General features: G+C 69.1%; 18 protein-coding genes. 4 read left to right on the top strand and 14 right to left on the bottom strand.

Annotation, left to right across the window (positions count from 1 at the left end; all coding sequences use genetic code 11):
* Positions 1-12: 12 nt before the first annotated feature.
* From DIE03_RS35635 to flgB, 13 genes are all read right to left on the bottom strand, one after another.
* On the bottom strand, positions 13-1,320 hold the full coding sequence (locus DIE03_RS35635; RefSeq protein ID WP_124456785.1) for a solute carrier family 23 protein: 1,308 nt from the start codon (positions 1,318-1,320) through the stop codon (positions 13-15).
* Positions 1,321-1,604: 284 nt separating this feature from the next.
* Complete coding sequence (gene flgL / locus DIE03_RS35640) at positions 1,605-2,846, bottom strand: flagellar hook-associated protein FlgL (protein ID WP_124456786.1); 1,242 nt, start codon at positions 2,844-2,846, stop codon at positions 1,605-1,607.
* A 22-nt stretch (positions 2,847-2,868) separates the two neighbouring features.
* Positions 2,869-4,851 (bottom strand): flagellar hook-associated protein FlgK, encoded by a 1,983-nt coding sequence (flgK, locus tag DIE03_RS35645; RefSeq protein WP_124456787.1) that lies wholly within the window; start codon positions 4,849-4,851, stop codon positions 2,869-2,871.
* A gap of 195 nt (positions 4,852-5,046) precedes the next feature.
* Complete coding sequence (locus DIE03_RS35650; protein ID WP_006477567.1) at positions 5,047-5,802, bottom strand: flagellar brake protein; 756 nt, start codon at positions 5,800-5,802, stop codon at positions 5,047-5,049.
* A gap of 242 nt (positions 5,803-6,044) precedes the next feature.
* The gene (gene flgJ / locus DIE03_RS35655) at positions 6,045-7,037 is read right to left on the bottom strand and encodes a flagellar assembly peptidoglycan hydrolase FlgJ (RefSeq protein ID WP_124456788.1); all 993 of its coding nucleotides are present in this window, start codon (positions 7,035-7,037) and stop codon (positions 6,045-6,047) included.
* A complete protein-coding gene (locus DIE03_RS35660; protein ID WP_124456789.1) occupies positions 7,038-8,216 on the bottom strand; it encodes a flagellar basal body P-ring protein FlgI in 1,179 nt (392 codons plus the stop codon). It lies immediately after the preceding gene.
* A 5-nt stretch (positions 8,217-8,221) separates the two neighbouring features.
* Entirely contained in the window at positions 8,222-8,911 is a 690-nt protein-coding gene (gene flgH, locus DIE03_RS35665) for a flagellar basal body L-ring protein FlgH (RefSeq protein WP_124456790.1), read from the bottom strand.
* A gap of 21 nt (positions 8,912-8,932) precedes the next feature.
* Positions 8,933-9,721: a flagellar basal-body rod protein FlgG gene (gene flgG, locus DIE03_RS35670; protein WP_006477564.1), complete on the bottom strand. Its 789-nt coding sequence runs from the start codon at positions 9,719-9,721 to the stop codon at positions 8,933-8,935.
* 34 nt (positions 9,722-9,755) lie between these two features.
* The gene (gene flgF, locus DIE03_RS35675) at positions 9,756-10,514 is read right to left on the bottom strand and encodes a flagellar basal-body rod protein FlgF (protein WP_124456791.1); all 759 of its coding nucleotides are present in this window, start codon (positions 10,512-10,514) and stop codon (positions 9,756-9,758) included.
* Positions 10,515-10,533: 19 nt separating this feature from the next.
* Positions 10,534-11,775 carry a flagellar hook protein FlgE gene (gene flgE, locus DIE03_RS35680; protein ID WP_124456792.1) on the bottom strand — a complete coding sequence of 414 codons (1,242 nt, stop codon included), beginning with the start codon at positions 11,773-11,775 and terminating at the stop codon, positions 10,534-10,536.
* Positions 11,776-11,802: 27 nt separating this feature from the next.
* On the bottom strand, positions 11,803-12,552 hold the full coding sequence (locus tag DIE03_RS35685) for a flagellar hook assembly protein FlgD (RefSeq protein WP_124456793.1): 750 nt from the start codon (positions 12,550-12,552) through the stop codon (positions 11,803-11,805).
* A gap of 64 nt (positions 12,553-12,616) precedes the next feature.
* Positions 12,617-13,042, bottom strand: coding sequence for a flagellar basal body rod protein FlgC (gene flgC / locus DIE03_RS35690; RefSeq protein WP_034190310.1), 426 nt, complete (start codon positions 13,040-13,042; stop codon positions 12,617-12,619).
* 37 nt (positions 13,043-13,079) lie between these two features.
* Positions 13,080-13,568, bottom strand: a complete 489-nt coding sequence (flgB, locus tag DIE03_RS35695; RefSeq protein ID WP_124456794.1) for a flagellar basal body rod protein FlgB — start codon at positions 13,566-13,568, stop codon at positions 13,080-13,082.
* 204 nt (positions 13,569-13,772) lie between these two features.
* On the opposite strand from flgB, the gene flgA reads away from it, so the two are divergent.
* The 4 genes from flgA to DIE03_RS35715 all read left to right on the top strand — a co-directional run bounded on the left by flgA (position 13,773) and on the right by DIE03_RS35715 (position 17,460).
* A complete protein-coding gene (gene flgA / locus DIE03_RS35700) occupies positions 13,773-14,978 on the top strand; it encodes a flagellar basal body P-ring formation chaperone FlgA (protein WP_124456795.1) in 1,206 nt (401 codons plus the stop codon).
* Positions 14,979-15,096: 118 nt separating this feature from the next.
* Entirely contained in the window at positions 15,097-15,426 is a 330-nt protein-coding gene (flgM, locus tag DIE03_RS35705) for a flagellar biosynthesis anti-sigma factor FlgM (RefSeq protein WP_124456796.1), read from the top strand.
* Between the two features lie 74 nt (positions 15,427-15,500).
* The gene (locus DIE03_RS35710) at positions 15,501-15,941 is read left to right on the top strand and encodes a flagella synthesis protein FlgN (protein ID WP_034190345.1); all 441 of its coding nucleotides are present in this window, start codon (positions 15,501-15,503) and stop codon (positions 15,939-15,941) included.
* A 163-nt stretch (positions 15,942-16,104) separates the two neighbouring features.
* Positions 16,105-17,460, top strand: coding sequence for an SGNH/GDSL hydrolase family protein (locus DIE03_RS35715; RefSeq protein ID WP_124456797.1), 1,356 nt, complete (start codon positions 16,105-16,107; stop codon positions 17,458-17,460).
* Positions 17,461-17,479: 19 nt separating this feature from the next.
* Here DIE03_RS35715 and DIE03_RS35720 read toward each other — a convergent pair whose 3' ends face one another.
* Positions 17,480-19,330, bottom strand: coding sequence for a M24 family metallopeptidase (locus DIE03_RS35720; protein WP_124456798.1), 1,851 nt, complete (start codon positions 19,328-19,330; stop codon positions 17,480-17,482).
* Positions 19,331-19,340: the final 10 nt, after the last annotated feature.

Genomic DNA, 19,340 nt, shown 5'->3' on the forward strand with positions numbered 1-19,340 from the left:
CCCGCGCTTGAATCAGACCACCGGGCCCGGTTCCTTTTCCTTGCGCAGGATCGCATACAGGATGATCGCGCCGAACGTCGCGGTGCCGATCCCGCCGAGCCCGAAACCGCCGATCTTCAGCGAGAAGTCGCCGGCGCCGAGCACGAGCGTGACGGCCGCGACGATCAGGTTGCGGTTGTCGGAGAAGTCGACCTTGTTGACGACCCAGATCCGCGCGCCCGTCACCGCGATCAGCCCGAACACGACGATCGACACGCCGCCGAGCACGGGGCCCGGGATCGTCTGGATCACCGCGCCGAATTTCGGCGAAAAGCCGAGCCCGATCGCGATCAGCGCGGCGACCGCGAACACCAGCGTCGAATAGATCCGCGTGACGGCCATCACGCCGATGTTCTCGGCGTAGGTGGTCACGCCCGTGCCGCCGACGCTGCCCGATACGATCGTCGCGAGCCCGTCGCCGATGAACGCGCGGCCGACGTAGCGGTCGAGGCTGGTTCCCGTCATCGCGCTGACGGCCTTGATGTGGCCGAGGTTCTCCGCGACCAGGATCACCGCGATCGGCGCGAGCATCAGCATCGCGTGCGGATCGAAGACCGGCGCACGGAAGCTCGGCACGCCGAACCACGCGGCATGCGCGACGATCGCGAAATCGATCGGCTTGCCGAGGCCCATCCCGTTGGTCGCGACGGCATAGAGCGCGTACGCGATCGCGAGCCCGACGAGGATCAGCAGGCGCTGCATCATCCCGCGCGCGAACACCGCGACGCCGCCGACGCACAGCACCGTGACGAGCGCCATCACCGACTCGAAGGTCGAGCCCGACACGCCCTTCACCGCGATCGGCGCGAGATTCAGCCCGATCACCGCGACGACCGCGCCGGTGACGACGGGCGGCATCAGCGTCTCGATCCAGCGCGTGCCGATCGCCTGCACCAGCGCGCCGAGCGCGACGTACACGACGCCGCACGCGACGATTCCGCCGAGCGCGACCGGGATGTTCGGGTTCGGGCCGCTGCCGCCGTAGCCCGTCACCGCGATCACGAGGCCGATGAACGCGAAGCTCGAGCCGAGGTAGCTCGGCACGCGGCCGCCGACCAGCACGAAGAACAGCAGCGTGCCGATGCCCGACATGAAGATGCACAGGTTCGGGTCGAAGCCCATCAGCAGCGGCGCGAGCACGGTCGAACCGAACATCGCGACGACGTGCTGCACGCCCATCGCGACCATCTGCGGCCACGTCAGGCGCTCGTCGGGGCCGACCACGCGCGAGGCCGCGCCGGTCGACTGGACCCGCCAGCGCGGGAAGTAGGAATCGGACATGGGGAAAGGGCTCCTGTCGGTCGCCGGCTGCCAAGGATGCGCCGGTCTGGAATCTGGCGCGAGTTTACGGAGCGGGAATGGGGCTGGCAAGCGGGCTGACAAGCAGGCCGACACGCGGAGCGCAATCGCCGGCTGGCCGGCGTGCGACGCGGCTTGCCGGACGAGCGAACCGGTGCGCGGCCGCGCGGCCCGGTGCAACGGCCGCCCGCGCAGGGCACGCGGGCAGCGGATCGCGCCGGCGGTAATGCAAGCGTGCGCTCACATCGCCGCCGGCGCGCCGTGCATCAAGGATTGATGTACTGGAACAGCGACAGGTTCTGCAGTTGCACGTAGGCCTTCTGCGCGCCGGTCAGCGCGTTCTGCACCTGCAGGTACTGGCTGATCGTCGTGACCATGTTGGTGCTGGTCAGGTCCGACAGGTTGCTGGTCGTCTGCAGCGTCGCCGTCTGGTTGACGGCCTGCATCGCCTTGACTTCCTGCTCGCGACCGCCGACCGATGCCTGGATCGTCGTGACGTTGCGCATCGTGTTGCCGAGCTTGGTCGAGCCCGTCATCAGCGCGTTCTTCAGCGCCGCGCCCGCCACCGCATTGGCCGTCACGGGCGTATTCAGCGCCGAGATCATCGCGTCGAGCGTCGAGAACACGTCGGAGCCGCCGCTCGCCTGCGGCGCGGGCGAGACCGCGAACGTGTCGCCCGCGGCCGGCGTGCCCGATACGGCCACCGTCATGCCGCCGCCGAGCGCGATCGCCGAGCCCGCCGAATAGGCCTGCGCCGGCGTGGTGGTCGGCGGGCTGGCCGAGTTGTCGGTCACCGTGTAGGTCGGCGCGGCGGCCGTGCCGCCGAACGTGATCGCGTACTGATGGCCGTTCGTCGCGATCGACGGGTTCGTCACCGTGACCGTGCCGATCGTGCCGGTGCCCGTGTTGCCCGCGCCGGCCGACGGCACCGGCGAGCTGCCGATCCCCGGCACCGACATGAAGACGGCCGCGCCCGTGTCGCCCTGCGACACGGTGCTCGAATCGGCGATCTGCACCTGGCGCGTCCCCGTGTCGCCGACGTAGGCGACGCTGCCGCTCGCCGTCGTCGAAAACGGCGCCGCCGAATTCTTCGTGCCGGCGAACAGGTAGTTGCCCGCGCCGTCGTTGGTGTTCGCGAGCGTCATCAACTGGTCGCGGTAGCCCTGCAGCTGCGTCGCGAGCGCCGAGCGGTTGCTGTCGGACAGCGAGCCGTCGCCGGCGCGCACGAGCAGCGACTGCGCGCTCGTCAGCACGCCGCTGACGCTCTGCAGCGTCTGGTCCTCGGCCTGCAGCGACGCGAGCGCCGCGTTCTGGTTGGTCGCGTACTGCGACAGCGTCGCCGACGTCATCGACAGCTGCACGGCCTGCGCCGCGCCGGCCGGGTTGTCGGCCGCCGTCTGCAGGCTCACGCCGCTCGAGATCTGCTGATACAGCTGCGCGAGCTGGGCCTGCTGGTCGTTCATTTGTGAAACGTTCAGCTGGAAGAACTGGGTGCTGGAAATCCGCATCGCCTCTATTCCTCGAATCCGGTCAGTTGAACAGGCCGAGCACGGTCTGGAACAGCGTCGCCGCCGTCTGGATCACCTTCGCGTTCGCCTGGTAAAGCTGCTGGTACTGCATCAGGTTGGCCGCTTCCTCGTTCTGGTTCACGCCCGAAACCGACTGCTGCGCCTGGGTGATCTGGCCGACCAGCCCGGTCTGCGCGGCGCTCGACGATTTCAGCTGGGTCGTCGTGTTGCCGATGCCGTTCACGTAGCTCGCATACGCGCCCGTGAGCGTCGCCGTGCCGTTGCCGAGCGCCTTCGCGTTGACCAGCTTCGACAGCGCGAGCGCGTTGGAGCCGTCGCTGGTGCCGCCCGCGTACGGCCCGATCGTGAACGAGTCGCCGGTCGCCGGCGCGCCGGTCAGCGTGATGCTCACGCCGTTGAGCGCGCCCGCGGCCGTCCCCGACATCGTCATCGTCGCGCCGGCCGCCGGGTCGTACGGGACGGTGTCCGTCGGGCTGCCGATCGTGACCGACGTCGGCGGCGTGGTGCCGACCGTCACCGTGGTGCCGGCCGGGAAGCCCGTCAGCGTCTTCGCCGTCGCGTCGTAGGTCAGCTTGGTCGTCGGCACCTGGTAGCCCGCGGTCACGCCGGCCAGCGTGATCTTGCCCGTGCCGGTGTTGGTGCCCGCCGCCGACGTGACGGCCGGCGACGCGGCCGCGATCGCCGACGCGCTCGTCGTCGCGAGGCCGAAGCCGTTCAGCACGCCGCGCGTCGGCAGCACGGTGAACTTGTCGCCGGCGTTCATCGAGCCGGACGGGGTCGAGAAATTCAGCCCGCCGAGCGAGACCGGCATCGGCCCCGCCTTCTGGTCGACCACCGCACCGCTCGCGCGGTCGGCCAGCGTGTAGTTGGTGCCGTCGTAGGACAGCGTGTAGTCGCCCGTCGTCGGCTGCGACGCGTTCGCGAACGACACGGACAGCGACGCGTTGCCGGTGTTGCCCTGGTTCGAGTACACGGTCGGCGACGGCGTCGTGAACAGGTTGCCGCCCTTGTTGCCCGACAGGTCGATGCCGAGCGCGTTCTGCGCGTTGACCTGCGCGGCGAAGCTGGTCGCGATCGCGCCGAGCTGGGCCTGCGCGGGATCGAGCGTCTGGCTGCGGAACGCGAGCAGGCCGCCGAGCGTGCCGCCCGACAGCGACGAATCGGGCAGCGCCTGGTTCGGCCCCTGCGGGTTCGCGCCGGCGATCCCCTGCGACACGACGGTCAGCTCGCTCGGATCCGACGGCGACGTGACGGCCGCGAGCTGGTAGCTCTTGTCGGCGACGACGAGCGGCTGGCCGCCCGACAGGAACACGCTGTAGCCGCTGTCGTTGCGCACGACCTGGATGCCGGCGAGGCCCGACAGGTTCGACACCGCGAGGTCGCGCTGGTCCATCAGCTGGTTCGGCGGCTGCCCCTGGCTGCTCGCCGCCGCGATCTGCTGGTTCAGCTTCGCGATCTGCGTGGTGTACGTGTTGATCTGCGACACGGTGCTGGTGAGCTGCGTGTTCACGCTTTGGCGCAGCGCGTCGTACTGCTGGCCGGCCGCGTTGATCTGGTTGGCCAGCGTCTGCGCGTTGCTGATCGCGGTCTGGCGCACCGACGGGTCGGACGCGTTGTTCGCGACGTTCTGCAGCCCGGTGAAGTAGCTCGTGATCCCGGTCGAGATCCCCGCCGTCGGGCTGCCGATGTAGTTGTTCAGCTGCGCGACGAGCGTGTACCACGTCGACAGCGCGCCGCCCTGCGTCTGCGCGGTGTTCAGCTGGTCGCTCAGGTACTGGCTGTACTGGCGCTGCACGGTGACGGTGCTCACGCCCTGCGGCATGTAACCGCTGCCCGTGTACTGGCCGCTCGTTTCGGCATAGACCGGCCGCTCGACCGAATAGCCGGGCGTCGCGGCGTTGCTGATGTTGTTGCCGGTCGTCGTGAGGCCCCAGAGCGCGGCATTCAGGCCGCTGACGCCGAGGTTCATGAGTGTGTTGGACATGCGCGATCCTGATGAGCCGGCCGCGCTGCGGCCGCCGGGTTGCGTGACTCCCGGTATAACGGCCGCCGACGGGAAAAATTGAGGAAAAAATGCACGCGCGACGCGCGAATGCGCGGCGCGGGCCGAGCCGTCCGGCAGGTGGCGCCGGCGGAGGGTCGAGGGGCGCGCCGGGCCAGGCCGGCGGCCGCGGGCGCGTCAGGCCCGCGCGAGCGAGCGGCGCTTCATCTCGAGCTGCGTGATCAGCCGCTGCAGCGTGTTTTCCGCGCTGCCCGGCAGCGACATGTAGCGGAACCCGAGCTGGTAGCGCCGCGACCCGTTCGGCATCTGCGTCGAGCGCTGCGACACGAGCTGCAGGTCGAGCGACAGCTTGCCGTGACCGGTCAGCTCGAGCTCGACGTCCGGCAGCAGCGTGCCGACCTCGAGCGCCTCGACGCGTTCGTCGGCCGTGCGCAGCCCCACGCCGCCGAGCGACAGGTTGTGCACCTCGAACAGGAAGCTCTCGCCGTCCGGCAGCTTGCCGCGGCACAGGAACGGATCGACGATCGGCGCATCGACGCGGAAATATTCACGGCGCTGGATGCAGACCAGCACGTCGGGGAAATCGGCGACGAACGCGGGCAGCCCCTCGTAGCGCGTCTCGCGCGGCGTACCCGTGGTGAATTCGACGCGCACGCCCTCCGGCGAGGCCGCGAACGTGCAGTGCGACGCGCCGAGGATGCCGGCGTTCTGCTCGGACAGCGCACCCCAGTCGAACGTGAACGTCCGCGCGCCGACATCGACCTCGAGCAGGCGCGTGACGAGCTGGCCGCCCGGATACTGGACGGTCAGGAAATCGCCGCGATTCACGAGGTTGCGCAGCTGCACGCCGATTTCCAGCGGATTGCGGCGGGCATAGTCGGGCCCGGAGTGGCCTGCATCCAGGCTGGGGTCCGTCGACGTTTCGATATTCATGGCTAGCCGGTCTTTCTTGTCATGGGCGCCCGGGCAACCGGTGCGCAGTAAAACCGGGCCAGATCACGGGCCCGGTCGCAGGTCTCTCACACTTAGCGGCAGTGCTGACCGAAAGTTTAGATCGAATTGGCGAATTTTTTCGCGCAAACGTTGAAACCGCGCGCGGCGGGCTGCCGGGCGCGGTCCTGAGGGGGAAGCGGATGGCGGCGGGCGCCCGTCTTCAGCGAAGCGGGCGCTGGCCGTCAGCCGATCTGCTGCATGATCGAGATCAGCTTTTTCGCGTAATTCGGGTCGGTCGCGTAGCCAGCCTTCTGCATCCCGTGCGCGAAGCCTTCGACGCTGCGGCTCGCGCTGAGCACGCCCGAGTAGCGCGGGTTGTTCTTCAGCAGGTTCGCGTAGTCGGTCATCGCGTGCTCGTACGAGTCGTACGCGCGGAACTTGGCGACCACGCGGCGCGGCGTGCCGTTCACGTATTCGGTCGTCAGCGCCGATACCGTGCGGCCCGTCCAGCCCTTGTTCGCCTTGATGCCGAACACGTTGTAGCTGGTCGAGCCGTCGGACGCGCGGATCTCGCGCTTGCCCCAGCCCGATTCGAGCGCGGCCTGGCCGACGATGAAGCGTGCCGGGATGCCGGTCGTCGCACTGGCCGCCTGCGCGGGGCCGGCGAGCCGGTCGACGAACGCGTCGGCGTCCTGCACGCCGCTCGCGCCCTTGACCGGCGGCGTCAGCGCGCTGCCGGCCGAGTAGCCGCGCGCGCCGGCGAGCCCGCCGTTGTTCGCCGCGTTCGCATAGGCCTTCGCCATCGCGTTCATCGCGGCGAGGCTGCCTTCGTTGCCGGCCGTGCCGAGGCCGCCGGCACCCATGCCGCCCATGCCGCCCGCGCCGAGGTCGCCCGCGGCGTCGCTGCCCGTGCCCGCACCGGCGTTGCGCAGCAGCTGCTTCATCAGCGCGTCGGCGACGCCGATCCCGTGCTTCGACATCTGCTGCGCGAGCTGCTGGTCGAGCATCGACGTGTACATCTTCGACGTATGCGAATCGAACAGCCCGCCGTCCGGCGACGCGTCGCGCATGCTCTTGAGCATCATCTGCGTGAACATCGCGTCGAACTGGCCGGCAACCGCCTTCGCGCCGGCCTGCGGCGACTGTTTCGCCTGCGCGCGCAGCGCGTCGAAACCCTGCACGTCGAGCGCGAAGCGCTGCGTGAGGTCGTTTGCGTTGGGAAGGTTCGCCGCCATTTAGATCACCTCCAGGTCGGCGCGCAGCGCGCCGGCCGCCTTCATCGCCTGCAGGATCGACATCAGGTCCGCGGGCGTCGCGCCGAGCGTGTTCAGCGCCTTCACGACGTCGGCGAGGTTCGCGCCGGCCGTCACCATCTTCAGCGCGCCGTTGTCCTGCTTCAGCTGGATCTGCGACTGCTGCGCGACCACCGTCTGCCCGTTCGAGAACGGCCCCGGCTGCGACACCACCGGCTGCGTATTGACGACGACCGAGAGGTTGCCGTGCGCGACCGCGCAACTCTGCAGCGTGACCATCTGGTTCATCACGATCGAGCCCGTGCGCGCGTTCAGGATCACCTTCGCCGCGGCCTTGTCCGGGCTCACGTCGAGGTTCTGCAGCCGCGCCATGAACGCGACCTGCTGCGCCGAATCGGCCGGCGCCGCGAGCTGGATCGTGCGGCCGTCGAGCGCCGTCGCGGTGCCCGGGCCGAAGCTCGAGTTGACCGCGGACACGATCCGCTGCGCGGTACCGTAGTCCATGTCGTTCAGCTGCAGCTGCAGCACGCCGTTCATCTGCGCGACCGCGTTCGGCACCGCGCGTTCGACGATCGCGCCGCCGACGATCCGGCCGGCCGCGAGCTGGTTCACCTGCACGCGGCTGCCGTTCGCGCTGGCGCCCGCGCCGCCGACCGCCATGTTGCCCTGCGCGAGCGCGTACACCTGCCCGTCCGCGCCCTTCAGCGGCGTGAGCAGCAGCGTGCCGCCGCGCAGGCTCTTCGCGTTGCCGAGCGACGACACGGTCACGTCGAGCGCCTCGCCCGGCCGCGCGAACGGCGGCAGCGTGGCCGTCACCATTACGGCCGCGACGTTCTTCAGCTGCATGTTGTTCAGCGACGACGGGCCGCCGTTCGCCGAACCGTTGTTGATCGAGATGCCGAGGTTCGCGAGCATGTTCGCGAGCGTCTGCGTCGTGAACGGCGTCTGCATCGTCTGGTCGCCCGTGCCGTCGAGACCGACGACTAGGCCATAGCCGATCAGCGGGTTGTCGCGCACGCCCTGGATCTGCGCGAGGTCCTTCAGGCGTTCCGCCTGCGCGGGCGCCGCGCCGAGCATGCAGGCCGCGGCCACGAACGCGACGGCGAGCCGCGCGGCGCGATGCGCGCGCGCCGACAGGCGGTGGATCAGGGTCGTCTGCATCGTCATCACCACGGCGCGATGTTGAGGAAGAAGCGCTGCAGCCAGCCCATCGTCTCGGCTTCGTTGATGTAGCCCTTCGAAGAGTATTCGATCTTCGCGTCGGCGACCTGCGTCGAGTAGACGGAGTTCGCGCCCGAGATCGTGTTCGGGTTGACGACACCCGAGAAGCGCACGAATTCGTTGCCCTGGTTGATCAGCATCTGCTTCTCGCCGCTGACCACGAGGTTGCCGTTCGGCAGCACGCCCGTGACCGTCACCGTGATCGTGCCGTTGAACGTGTTCGCCGCGCTCGCGCCGCCGGTGGCCGCGAACTTGTTGGCGCCGGTGGCCGACAGGTTCGCCTTCGCGAACAGCCCGCCGAGGAAGCCGGCCGTCGGCACGTTGAAGTCGGTGTTGCCCTGCCGGTTGGTGTTCGCGCCCGACGACTTGGTCGCGTTGATGTTCTCCGCGATCATGATCGTCAGGATGTCGCCGATATTGCGCGGCCGCTGATCCTCGAACAGCGGCCGCCCCGCGTAGCCGGGGTTGTAGATCGAGCCGGGCGCCTGCATCGACATCGGCGCCGGCGGCTGCGCGGTCATCGGCTGCTGGATGATCGGATCGCGCGGAATCTGCGCGCAACCGGCGAGCGCCGCCACCGCGACCGCGCAGGCTGCGCGGAAGGGGGCTGACGGGAGGAGGCGAACCTGCTTCATGGCAACGGCGGGACTTTCCGGTTAGCTCTTCATCTGCGTGACGGTCTGCAGCATCTGGTCGGACGTCGTCACGGCCTTGCTGTTGATCTCGTAGGCACGCTGCGTCTGGATCATGTTGACGAGTTCCTGCACGACGTTCACGTTCGACGCCTCGACGTAGCCCTGGTTGAGCACGCCCGCGCCGTTCAGCCCCGGCTGCGACACGTTCGGCGCGCCCGACGACGTCGTTTCCGCGAACAGGTTCTCGCCCTTCGCCTCGAGGCCGGTCGGGTTGATGAAGGTCGCGATCTGCAGCGAGCCGATCTGCACCGCGTTGCTCGAGCCCGGCTGCGTGACCGACACGACGCCGTCCTTGCCGATCGTCAGCGACTGCGCGTTCTGCGGCACGGTGATCGCCGGCAGCACCTGGTAGCCGCTCGACGTGACGAGCTGGCCCTGCGCGTTGGTCTGGAACGAGCCGTCGCGCGTGTACGCGTTCGTGCCGTCCGGCATCAGCACCTGGAAGAAGCCCGCGCCGTTGATCGCGACGTCCTTCGAGTTGCCGGTCTGCGTGAGGCCGCCCTGCGTGTACAGGCGCTCGGTCGCGACCTGCTGCACGCCGGTGCCGAGCTGCAGGCCCGACGGCAGCTCGGTCTGCTGCGTCGAGTTCGCGCCGGGCTGGCGGATGGTCTGGTACAGCAGATCCTCGAACACCGCGCGCGACGCCTTGAAGCCGTTCGTGCTGGTGTTCGCGAGGTTGTTCGAAATCACGTCCATCTGCGCTTGCTGCGCATTCATGCCGGTGGCGGCGATGTAGAGCGAACGGTTCATTTATCGATTCTCCTGCTTGGGCTGGCGCGGGCGCTCAGCTGAAGTTGAGCAGCTGGTTCGCCGTCTGCTCGTTCTGGTCGGCCGTCTGGATCAGCTTCGACTGAAGCTGGAACGCACGCGCGTTGTCGATCATCGCGACCATCGCGGTCACCGGGTTGACGTTGCTGCCTTCGAGCGAATTCGGCGTGACGACCACGTTCGTGTCGGCATCGGCCGGATTGCCGTCGGCGGTACGGAACAGCCCGTCGTTGCCGCGCGTGAGCGTGGCCGGATCGGGATTGACGAGCTTCATCTGGTCGACGATCGCAACGGCCGTCGGCGGGTCGCCCGGCATCAGCGCGGACACCGTGCCGTCCTTGCCGATCGTCACTTCCGCGTTCGGCGGCACCGAAATCGGGCCGCCGTTGCCGATCACCGGCAGGTTGCTCGCGTTGACGAGCTGGCCGTTCTCGTCGACGTGCAGGTTGCCGGCGCGCGTGTACGCCTCGCTGCCGTCGGCCGTCTGCACCGACAGCCAGCCGGCGCCCTGCACGGCGACGTCGAGCGGGTTGCCGGTGCGCGTGATCGGACCCGGTGCGTAATCCGCGCCGGGCGTCGACGCGAGCACGTAGGTACGCGTCGTCGTCGGGTCGATGTTGCTGCCGTCGCCGAAATTCATCGGCACCGCGCGATACGTCGCGAGCTGCGCGCGAAAGCCCGTCGTCGATGCGTTCGCGAGGTTGTTCGCGACGATCGCCTGCTGGTCGAGCGACTGCGACGCGCCCGTCATCGCCGTGTAGATCAGTCGGTCCATGGCTGCCGGTTATCCGCGCTTACAGGTTGATGAGCGTCTGGTCGACGGTCTGCTGCGTCTTGATCGTCTGCGCGTTCGCCTGGTAGTTGCGCTGCGCGGTGATCAGGTTGACGAGCTGCGACGTGAGGTCGACGTTCGAGTTTTCCAGCGCGCTGCCCTGCAGCGTGCCGTGGTTCGTGCTGCCCGGCGCGGAGACCTGCGGCACGCCCGACGCGGAGCTTTCCGCATACTGGTTGCCGCCGAGGTTCACCAGCCCGTTCGGGTTGTTGAAGTTCGCGAGCGCGATCAGGCCGAGCACGGCGGTCTGGCCGTTCGAGTAGTTGCCGGTCAGCTTGCCGTCGGAGCCGATCGAATAGGTCGTCAGCGTGCCGCTCGCGAAACCGTTCTGCGCGAGGTTGTTCACGCCGTCCTTGCCGCCGTACTGCGTGGTGCCGGTCAGGTCGAGCGTGAGGCTCTGCGGCGTCGCCGAGCCGTCGGTGTTCGGCACGGTGAACTGGAACTGGCCGACCGAAGCGGTCGGCGCCGGCGGCGTGCCCGTCGTCGTGCTCTTGATCGCGCCCGACGTATCGAACGTGACCGTGCCGAGATCGGTCGTCGTGCCGCCCTGGACGCCCGCGTACGCTTCCCACGTGCCGGCTGCCGACTTCACGAAATACATGTTGACCGCTTGCGAGCCGCCGAGCGAGTCGTACACCTGGATCGACGTCGAGTAGTTGTAGGTCGTGCTGTCGGTCGCGCTGAACGGCGTCTTGGTCGGCACCGTGTCCTGCGAGTTCAGGTTGAACTGGCCGCTGATCTTGGTCGTCGCGGTCGGCGCGATGTTGGTCGTCGGCGCCTGCAGCGGCACGGTCTGCGCGGTGTTGATCACGCCGCCCGCCCCGGCCGCATAACCCATCAGGTTACGGCCCTGCGAATCGACGATGAAGCCGTTCTTGTCGCGCTGGAACGTGCCGTCGCGCGAGTACGTCGTCACGCCGTTGTTCGACATCTGGAAGAAGCCGTTGCCGTTGATCGCGACGTCGAGCGACGAGTTCGTCGTATTGATCGTGCCCTGGCCGAACTGCTGCTGCACCGACCCCAGCGACGTGCCGATGCCGATCTGCGTGTTGACCGACGTCGCGACCGAGTTCGCGTACATGTCGGAGAACTGCGCGGTGCTCGACTTGAAGCCGACCGTGTTCGCGTTCGCAATGTTGTTGCCGATCACGTCGAGTGCGTTCGAGGCACCGGCGAGGCCGCTCAGACCCTGTTGATAACCCATTTCGGTCTCCGTTTCGAGAAAGCTCGATCAGTTGGTGGGGGTGTCGCCGGTCGTGGACGACGTCTTGACGTTCGGGAAGATCGACGCGACCTGGGTGAGCCCCACCGTCGTACCGTTCGACAGCACCAGCCCCGCCGTGCCGTCCGCCTGCTTGATCACGCTCTGCACCGTGGCGGCTGCCAGCACGGTCGGCGCGTAGGCCTTGCCGTCGGTGCCGGTGTACTGCGCGCTGACCGTGTACGCGCCGTCCGGCAGCGCGTTGCCGGCCGCGTCGGTCGGCGTCCAGTTGAACGGCACCGTGCCGGCCGACTGCTTGCCCGCGTTGATCGTGTTGACGACGACGCCCGCGCTGTTCTTCACGGTGATCGTCAGGTTCGACACGTCGCTCGCGAGCGACACGCCGAACGGCGACGCCGCGCCGCTCTTCACCGCGACCGCGTTGCCCGGCGCGAGCACGTTCGTGCCGATCAGCAGCGCCGCCTGCGTCTGCTGGCCGGCCGTGAGCTGCGTCGACAGCGACGTCAGCGACGTGTTCAGCTGCGCGATGCCGCTCACCGTGTTGATCTGCGCGAGCTGCGACGTCATCTGCGAGCTGTCGACCGGGCTCGTCGGATCCTGGTTCTGCAGCTGCGTGACGAGCAGCTTCAGGAACGTCGCCTGCAGGTCGCTCGCCGACGTGCCCTTGGTCGACGACACGTTGTTGGTGTTCATCGTGTCGGTCGGCAGGGTCGACACGTTCGTGCCGTTGCTGCCGATCGTCGTGCTGGAGGAAGTCATCCTGGGTGGCCTTCTGTCGAAACTGTCGGGTCTGTCGGGTCTGTGAGGTCGGTGGACGCGCGGCTTACGAGCCGATCGTCAGCGTCTTGAGCATCAGCGTCTTCGCGGTGTTCAGCGTCTCGACGTTGGCCTGGTACGAGCGCGACGCCGAGATCATGTTCACCATCTCCTGCACCGGATCGACGTTCGGCATCTGCACGTAGCCGTTCGCGTCGGCGGCCGGATTCGCCGGGTCGTAGGTCGACTTCATCGGCGACGGGTCGTCCATCACCTTCGTCACGCGCACGCCGCCCACGCCCTGGCCGGACGCGGTGCGCGCGCCGCCGATCGGGTCGGTCGCGAACACGACCTGCTTGGCCTTGTACGGCTTGCCGTCGGGGCCGGTGGCGCTGTCGGCGTTCGCGAGGTTCGACGCGGTGACGTTCAGGCGCTGCGATTGCGCGGACAGCGCCGAACCGGCGACGCCGAAGATGTTCATCAACGAAGGCATGGTGGCTCCTGGTGCTTGTGCTCGGGTTCGGTTGCGCTTACGAGTTCGTCGAGATCGCGGCGATCATCGCCTTGATCTGCTGGGTCATCACGGTCATCCCGGTTTCGTAGTGCAGCGCGTTGTTCGCGAACTGCACGCGCTCGACGTCGAGATCGACCGTGTTGCCGTCGAGCGACGGCTGCAGCGGCATCCGGTACTGCGCACGGCCGTAGTCGTCCGACGGGCCGCCGGTCGGGATCAGCTTCGCGGTGCCGGCCATGTGACCGGCCGCCGTCGACACCATCGACATGCCGTTCGTCACGCCGGCCGGCTGCGCCATCGGCAGCTGCGCGGCGTTGCTCGGCGCCAGGCCGCCGCTCGTCTGCTTCAGCGAGCGCGCGAGCGTCGACGCGAAATCGACGTCACGGGCCTGGTAGCCGGGCGTGTCGGCGTTCGCGATGTTCGACGACAGCAGTTCCTGCCGGTAGGCGCGCACGTCGAGCGCCTGTCGGCCGAACGCGAATTCCGCATCGAGTTTGTCCAGCATGTGTGCGTCCCTCCGTATGAAGCGCTGCACGCCCCTCGCGCCGGATGGCGACCCGAGAGGCTTTTTTCCATGACAGCGATGGTAGGCGCCGGACGCAACCGGCAATCGGGCGAATAACGCGGCAAAGGCCCCCTCTATTCATCGTTTGCGCGGCGGCCCGGCTCCCTAGAATGCGAATCGGATCAACGGATCGAGGACACGGCGATGACGGGCGGCGCACTTCGCGGCAGGAACGGGCGGCTCACGCGCGTCCGGCGTGCGTTTGCGCTCGCCGCGGCGCTGTGGATCGTCGCGCCGGCCGCGCACGCGGAAGACGGGATGATCGTGATTCCCGGACGCGGCGAGACGGCCGAAACCGCGCTCGCGCACGCCAACGCGGCGAGCGGCGGGCAGTTCGGCGGGAATGCGGGAACGGCTTCGGGTGCGGGTATCGCGCCGGAAACGGGCCGCGCGGCGTCGGCGGCAAGTACCGCGACCGGCGTGGTCGCAACCGGCTACGCGGCGCAACCGGCCGGCGCGATGGTCGTGACGACCGTGCCGCCGCCGGCGCCCGTTTATGCAGCCGCCCGCGCGAACACCGGCTCCAGCCTGCAGCAGCGTGCAGCCGATCCAGCGGCAATCGCGACGGTCGTCGCCGGCACGGCCGAACCCGCGTCGAATCCCGTTCGGCCGGCGCAACCGTCGGCCGCCGCCGCACGCGTCGCGGCGGTCCGCGCGGCGCCAGCCGCACCGGCGCCGCGCGCGGCGGTGGCTTCCGCGAACGCGGCCCAGCCCGCGACGCCGCCCGGCCAGCAGGATCCCGAGACGATCCGCCGCGCGGCCCTCGCGTTCCTGCAGCAGCAGATCGCCGGCCTGCCCGGCAAGACCACCGCGACGGTCACGACCGCGTTTCCGCGCGGGCTCGCCGCGTGCACGACGCTCGAGCCGTTCCTGCCGACCGGCGCGCGCCTGTGGGGCCGCACGACGGTCGGCGTGCGCTGCGCGGGCGAGCGGCCGTGGACCGTCTACCTGCAGGCGAAGGTCGCCGTGCAGGCCACCTATTACGTCGCCGCGCGCCAGATCGCGCCCGGCGAGCCGCTCTCCGCGGCCGACCTGGTCGCCCGCGACGGCGACCTGACGGTCATGCCGCTCGCGGTGATCACCGACCCGACGCAGGCGATCGGCGCGACCGCGCTCGCGCGCATCTCGGCCGGCCTGCCGCTGCGGCAGGACCTGCTGAAGAGCGCGGCGTCGGTGTCGGCCGGCCAGACGGTGCGGGTCGTCGCGGCCGGCCCCGGGTTCACGATTTCGGCCGAAGGCAGCGTGCTCGCGAATGCGGCACCGGGCCAGTCGGTGCGGGTGCGGATGGCCGCGGGCCAGATCGTCACGGCGATCGTCAAGGACGCCGGCACCGTGGAAATTCCGCTATAGGGACGGATTCAGCCGCAAGAGTGTAAAGAATTGTTTATTCGGAGCATTTCGGGCTCGCGATGCTAAAGTTCGGGCCGACCCGGCCGTTATCTGGGTCAAACCGTACAGGAAACCCATCGTGAAGATCGATTCCACTCCGAACCCGAGCCCCCTGGCGCCGACCGGCAACGGCGCGTCCCGTGCGCAATCCGGCGCGGCCCAGTCGTCCGCGCAGGCGGCCGACGCTGGATCGACCGGCGGCGACACGACCGTGAACCTGTCGGGTCTGTCCGGCCAGTTGCGTTCGGCATCCGCATCGGGCGGCGCCGATATCGACACGGGCCTGGTCCAGTCGATCAAGGACGCGCTGAACAACGGCACGTTGACGATCGACGCGCACAAGATTGCCGACGGCGTATTGAATACTGCCCGCGAGCTGCTGCAGCAGCAGCGCCCGCAGGGTAACTAAGCCGGCCTCGCGGCCGGTTCCACCGGTTTGCCGGCGCGCGCCACCGCGTGCACCGGCGCGACGAGCATGACGCGATGAGAGAAGAGCTGCTGGCCACGGTCAACGACGAACACGCGACGGTCGAGGCGTTCGCGTCCCTGCTCGTCTACGAGGAAAAGGCGCTGACGACGGCCGAGCCGCTCGAGATGCTGCCCGGCATCGTCGAAAGGAAAAGCGCGCTGATCGACCGGCTCGCGCAGCTCGAACGCACGCGCGACACGCAGCTTTCCGCGCTCGGCTTTCCGGCCGGCAAGAAGGGCATGGACCAGGCCGCCGAGCGCGATGCACGCCTCGCCGGCCGCTGGCAGTTGCTGCAGCAGGCCGCCGAACGCGCGCGCCAGGCCAATGCGAACAACGGGATGCTGATCCGCATCCGGATGGACTACAACGAGCGCGCGCTCGCGGTACTGCGCTCGGCCCCCGCGCCGACCGGCGTCTACGGCCCGGACGGACGCGTGTCGGCGCTCGCGCGCTGACCGGCCAGCGGCACCGCCGCTACCGTATCAACTGCCTTTCGCCGCCGTTCGCGGCACTTCACGTTTCGACAGACCGGGCCCGAGCCCGGCACTCACGGTCCCTTCCGATACACGGCTGCGCAACCGCACCGCCGTCCCGTCACAACAATCAGAAGAGGGCCGCATGTCTCATTTCCGTATTCCGCTGTCGTCCCGCGTCGTCGCCGCTTCCACCGTCGCGGCGCTGGCCGCCGCGCTGACGCTCCCCGTCGCCCATGCCGCCGGCCCTGCGCCGCTGCCCACGCCGACGGGCGACATGTCGCTGTCGCCGGCCGGCCCCGAGGTCGCGCCGCCGGCCGCATCGAGCACGCCCGGCGCGACGGCGCGTGCGGCGCCCCGCGGCTCCGACACCTACACGTACCTGCGCTGCTGGTACCGGATCGATACAGATCCGCTGAAGCCGGCCGCGACCTACGAATGGGCGCGCGACCCCGCCGGCGGCGACTGGTATCGCGTGCCCGGCTACTGGTGGGCCGACGGCATCACGCAGTGGAAGAACATGTTCTACAGCACGACGACGCAGGACACGCTCGCCGACGTGTGCCGCAAGACGCTGGCCGCGAAAGGCATCCGGTCCGGGCTCACGCAGGCAGTCGCCGCCAACAACGCGCTGTCGTTCAACTACACGGTGTGGACCATCGATGCGGCGCAGCAGGATGCGCGCGTCAACAAGCTGATCGTGTTCGGCGACAGCCTGTCCGACACCCAGAACATGTTCAACGCAAGCCAGTGGAAGCTGCCGAACGGCACGAGCTGGCATGCGGGCCGCTTCAGCAACGGCCCGGTGTGGGCCGAATATCTCGCGAACGCGCTGCGGCTGCCGTTCTACAACTGGGCGATCGGCGGGGCGGCGACCGACCAGCACCTCGTCGTGCCGGGCCTCGTGCAGCAGATCGACTCGTGGCGCGAATACATGGATCGCGCGCCGGACTACCGGCCCGCGAACACGCTGTTCGCGGTGTTCGCGGGCGGCAACGATCTCGTGAACTACGGACGCTCGCCCGAGCAGGCGGCGAATGCGGTGCGCGACAGCCTCGAGCGGCTCGCCGCGGCCGGCGCGACGCGGATCATGCTCGTCACGCTGCCGGACGTGTCGCGCGCGCCGGTGTTCGCGACCCGCGCCGACACGGCGAGCGTCGCCGCGCAGGTCAAGGACTACAACCGGCGCCTCGTCGACGCGGCCGCCGCGCTGCGTGCCCGCTACGGCGCGACGCTGCGGCTCGAGGTGTTCGACGCGTACGCGCCGTTCGACGACCTGCTGAGCCACCCGGCCCAATACGGCTTCGACGACGCGACGCGCGCGTGCCTCGACATCCCGAAACCGTCGTCGCTCACGTACCTGGGCGCGCAGGTGCCGCGGGCGGACTGCCGCGATCCGGCGCGCTTCGTGTTCTGGGACACGCTGCACCCGACGACGCGCACGCATGCATGGCTCGCCGAGCGGATCGCACCGTTCGTGCGCGCACGCCTGCTGAACTGAGCACCGCGGGCGGCGGCGCCTACAGCAGCGGACACGCGGTGACCTGCGTGCCGCGCTCCACGCAAAGCCGCTCGTAGTCGCGCAGGTAAGCGCGCTCGTCGTCGTCGAGCAGCGCGAGATCGATCAGGTCCCAGTCGTAGCCGACCGTCACGATGTTCTCGAACCTCACGGTATCCGGCTGCGTTTCGTCCGGGCGGATGATCACGATGTTCTCGATCCGCACGCCGCCCTTGCCCGCCAGGTAGATGCCCGGCTCGACCGAGATCACCGCATTCGGCACCAGCCCGTACTGCGCGCCCGGCGCGAACCGCACGCCGCCTTCGTGCACGTGAATCCCGACGCCGTGCCCGGTGCCGTGGCCGAAATCGTGGCCGTGGTCGCGGCACACCTGCCGCACGAGCGCGTCGACGTCGGCGCCCGTCGCCGTGCTCGGGAAGCGTGTGACGAGCCCCTTGATGCAGGCCTTCAGCGCGACCGTGTAGATCTCGCGCTGCCACGGCTGCGCAACGGTATCGGGACGCGTACGGCGCAACACGACGCGCGTGCAGTCCGTCGCGAACCCGGCTTCGTAGTACGCGCCGCTGTCGAGCAGCACGAGCTCGCCTTCCGTCAGCTCGACGCCGGCGCTTGCCGCCGTGTAATGCGCGAACGCGCTGTTCGCGCCGTTCGCCGCGATCGACGGGAACGTCAGCGCGACGGCCGAACGCGCGCCGTACGCGTCGTTGATCGTGCGGGCGAGGTCGTATTCGGTGTGGCGGGCGCCCGGCTCGCCGGTCTTCGCCCAGCGCATCGTCTCGGCGATCGCCGCCGAGCTGCGCGCGAACGCGTCGCGGAACCGCTCGAGCACCGCCGGCGTCTTGCTCGCCCGCATCGCCTCGACCGGGTTGAAATCGGTATGCGGCGCGTGCGGCCACACGCGGCGCACCGCGTCGACGAGCGCACAGTTCACCGATTCGAAGCCGTAGCACACTTGCTCGACCGCGAACTGCGCGAGAAAACGCTCGAGCGCAGCCACCTCGCGGCGGATCACGTGCAGCGCCGGATACGAATCGAGCGCGACCTCGCAGCGGTCGCAGCCTTCCGGCAGGAACAGCGCGACCTCCCCGCCGACCGCGAACAGGTAGCCGAGGTGCGACGACACATTCGGGATGTGATAACCGCGGCTGTTCAGCAGATACGCGAGATCGTCCGACGCGCACGAGAAGAACGCGGTCTTGCCGTCGGCCGCGCCGGTCCGTGCGGCGAGCCGGCGGTTCAGCGTGTCGAGGTTCTGCGCGACGCTCAGGCCGGTCATCGTCTCCGGCACCTCGAAGATCGGCCGCTCGACGATCCAGCCCGGCAGCGCGATCGCGCGGTCGATCTCGCGATCGGCGAGGCTCGTCCAGTCGAGCGATGCGGCCTGCGTCTGCGCGAGCAGCCGGTCGCGCTGGCCGACGCTGATCCGCAGCGCGTCGTAGCCGACCCGCGCGAGCCGGCTGGCATGCACGACCAGCCAGTCGGCCAGCGCCTGCCAGATCGTCACGTTCATCCCGAGCTTCTCGATGCGCACGCGCGCCGGATCGCACTGCTGCTCGGCCTGCAGGTGGTAACGGCCATCGACGAACAGCACGAACGGCGGCACGCCGAGCGCCTGCGCGGTCGCCGCGCTCAGGAAGATCCCGCAGCCGGCCGAGCCGTCGAAGCCCGACAGCGCGTAGCGCGGGTTGTTGCTGCGCGGCAGGTACTCGGTCACGTATTCGTCCTGCGACGTGACGACCACCGCGTCGAGGCGCGCGGCATCGAGCAGGCGCGACAGGCCGGCCTGCGTGTCGGCGACGGACGCGTCGTACGGGGGAAGGCCGGAGAAGCTGTATTTCAGTCGATCGATCATCGTGTGCCCG

This window comes from Burkholderia sp. Bp8992 (assembly GCF_003853705.1).
GTDB lineage: Bacteria > Pseudomonadota > Gammaproteobacteria > Burkholderiales > Burkholderiaceae > Burkholderia.

What these genes read in the sequence shown, in the direction of transcription:
- DIE03_RS35635 (WP_124456785.1), bottom strand. Translation starts at nt 1,320, where the DNA reads ATGTCCGATTCCTACTTCCCGCGCTGGCGGGTCCAGTCGACCGGCGCG.
- flgL (WP_124456786.1), bottom strand. Translation starts at nt 2,846, where the DNA reads ATGCGGATTTCCAGCACCCAGTTCTTCCAGCTGAACGTTTCACAAATG.
- flgK (WP_124456787.1), bottom strand. Translation starts at nt 4,851, where the DNA reads ATGTCCAACACACTCATGAACCTCGGCGTCAGCGGCCTGAATGCCGCG.
- DIE03_RS35650 (WP_006477567.1), bottom strand. Translation starts at nt 5,802, where the DNA reads ATGAATATCGAAACGTCGACGGACCCCAGCCTGGATGCAGGCCACTCC.
- flgJ (WP_124456788.1), bottom strand. Translation starts at nt 7,037, where the DNA reads ATGGCGGCGAACCTTCCCAACGCAAACGACCTCACGCAGCGCTTCGCG.
- DIE03_RS35660 (WP_124456789.1), bottom strand. Translation starts at nt 8,216, where the DNA reads ATGCAGACGACCCTGATCCACCGCCTGTCGGCGCGCGCGCATCGCGCC.
- flgH (WP_124456790.1), bottom strand. Translation starts at nt 8,911, where the DNA reads ATGAAGCAGGTTCGCCTCCTCCCGTCAGCCCCCTTCCGCGCAGCCTGC.
- flgG (WP_006477564.1), bottom strand. Translation starts at nt 9,721, where the DNA reads ATGAACCGTTCGCTCTACATCGCCGCCACCGGCATGAATGCGCAGCAA.
- flgF (WP_124456791.1), bottom strand. Translation starts at nt 10,514, where the DNA reads ATGGACCGACTGATCTACACGGCGATGACGGGCGCGTCGCAGTCGCTC.
- flgE (WP_124456792.1), bottom strand. Translation starts at nt 11,775, where the DNA reads ATGGGTTATCAACAGGGTCTGAGCGGCCTCGCCGGTGCCTCGAACGCA.
- DIE03_RS35685 (WP_124456793.1), bottom strand. Translation starts at nt 12,552, where the DNA reads ATGACTTCCTCCAGCACGACGATCGGCAGCAACGGCACGAACGTGTCG.
- flgC (WP_034190310.1), bottom strand. Translation starts at nt 13,042, where the DNA reads ATGCCTTCGTTGATGAACATCTTCGGCGTCGCCGGTTCGGCGCTGTCC.
- flgB (WP_124456794.1), bottom strand. Translation starts at nt 13,568, where the DNA reads ATGCTGGACAAACTCGATGCGGAATTCGCGTTCGGCCGACAGGCGCTC.
- flgA (WP_124456795.1), top strand. Translation starts at nt 13,773, where the DNA reads ATGACGGGCGGCGCACTTCGCGGCAGGAACGGGCGGCTCACGCGCGTC.
- DIE03_RS35710 (WP_034190345.1), top strand. Translation starts at nt 15,501, where the DNA reads ATGAGAGAAGAGCTGCTGGCCACGGTCAACGACGAACACGCGACGGTC.
- DIE03_RS35715 (WP_124456797.1), top strand. Translation starts at nt 16,105, where the DNA reads ATGTCTCATTTCCGTATTCCGCTGTCGTCCCGCGTCGTCGCCGCTTCC.
- DIE03_RS35720 (WP_124456798.1), bottom strand. Translation starts at nt 19,330, where the DNA reads ATGATCGATCGACTGAAATACAGCTTCTCCGGCCTTCCCCCGTACGAC.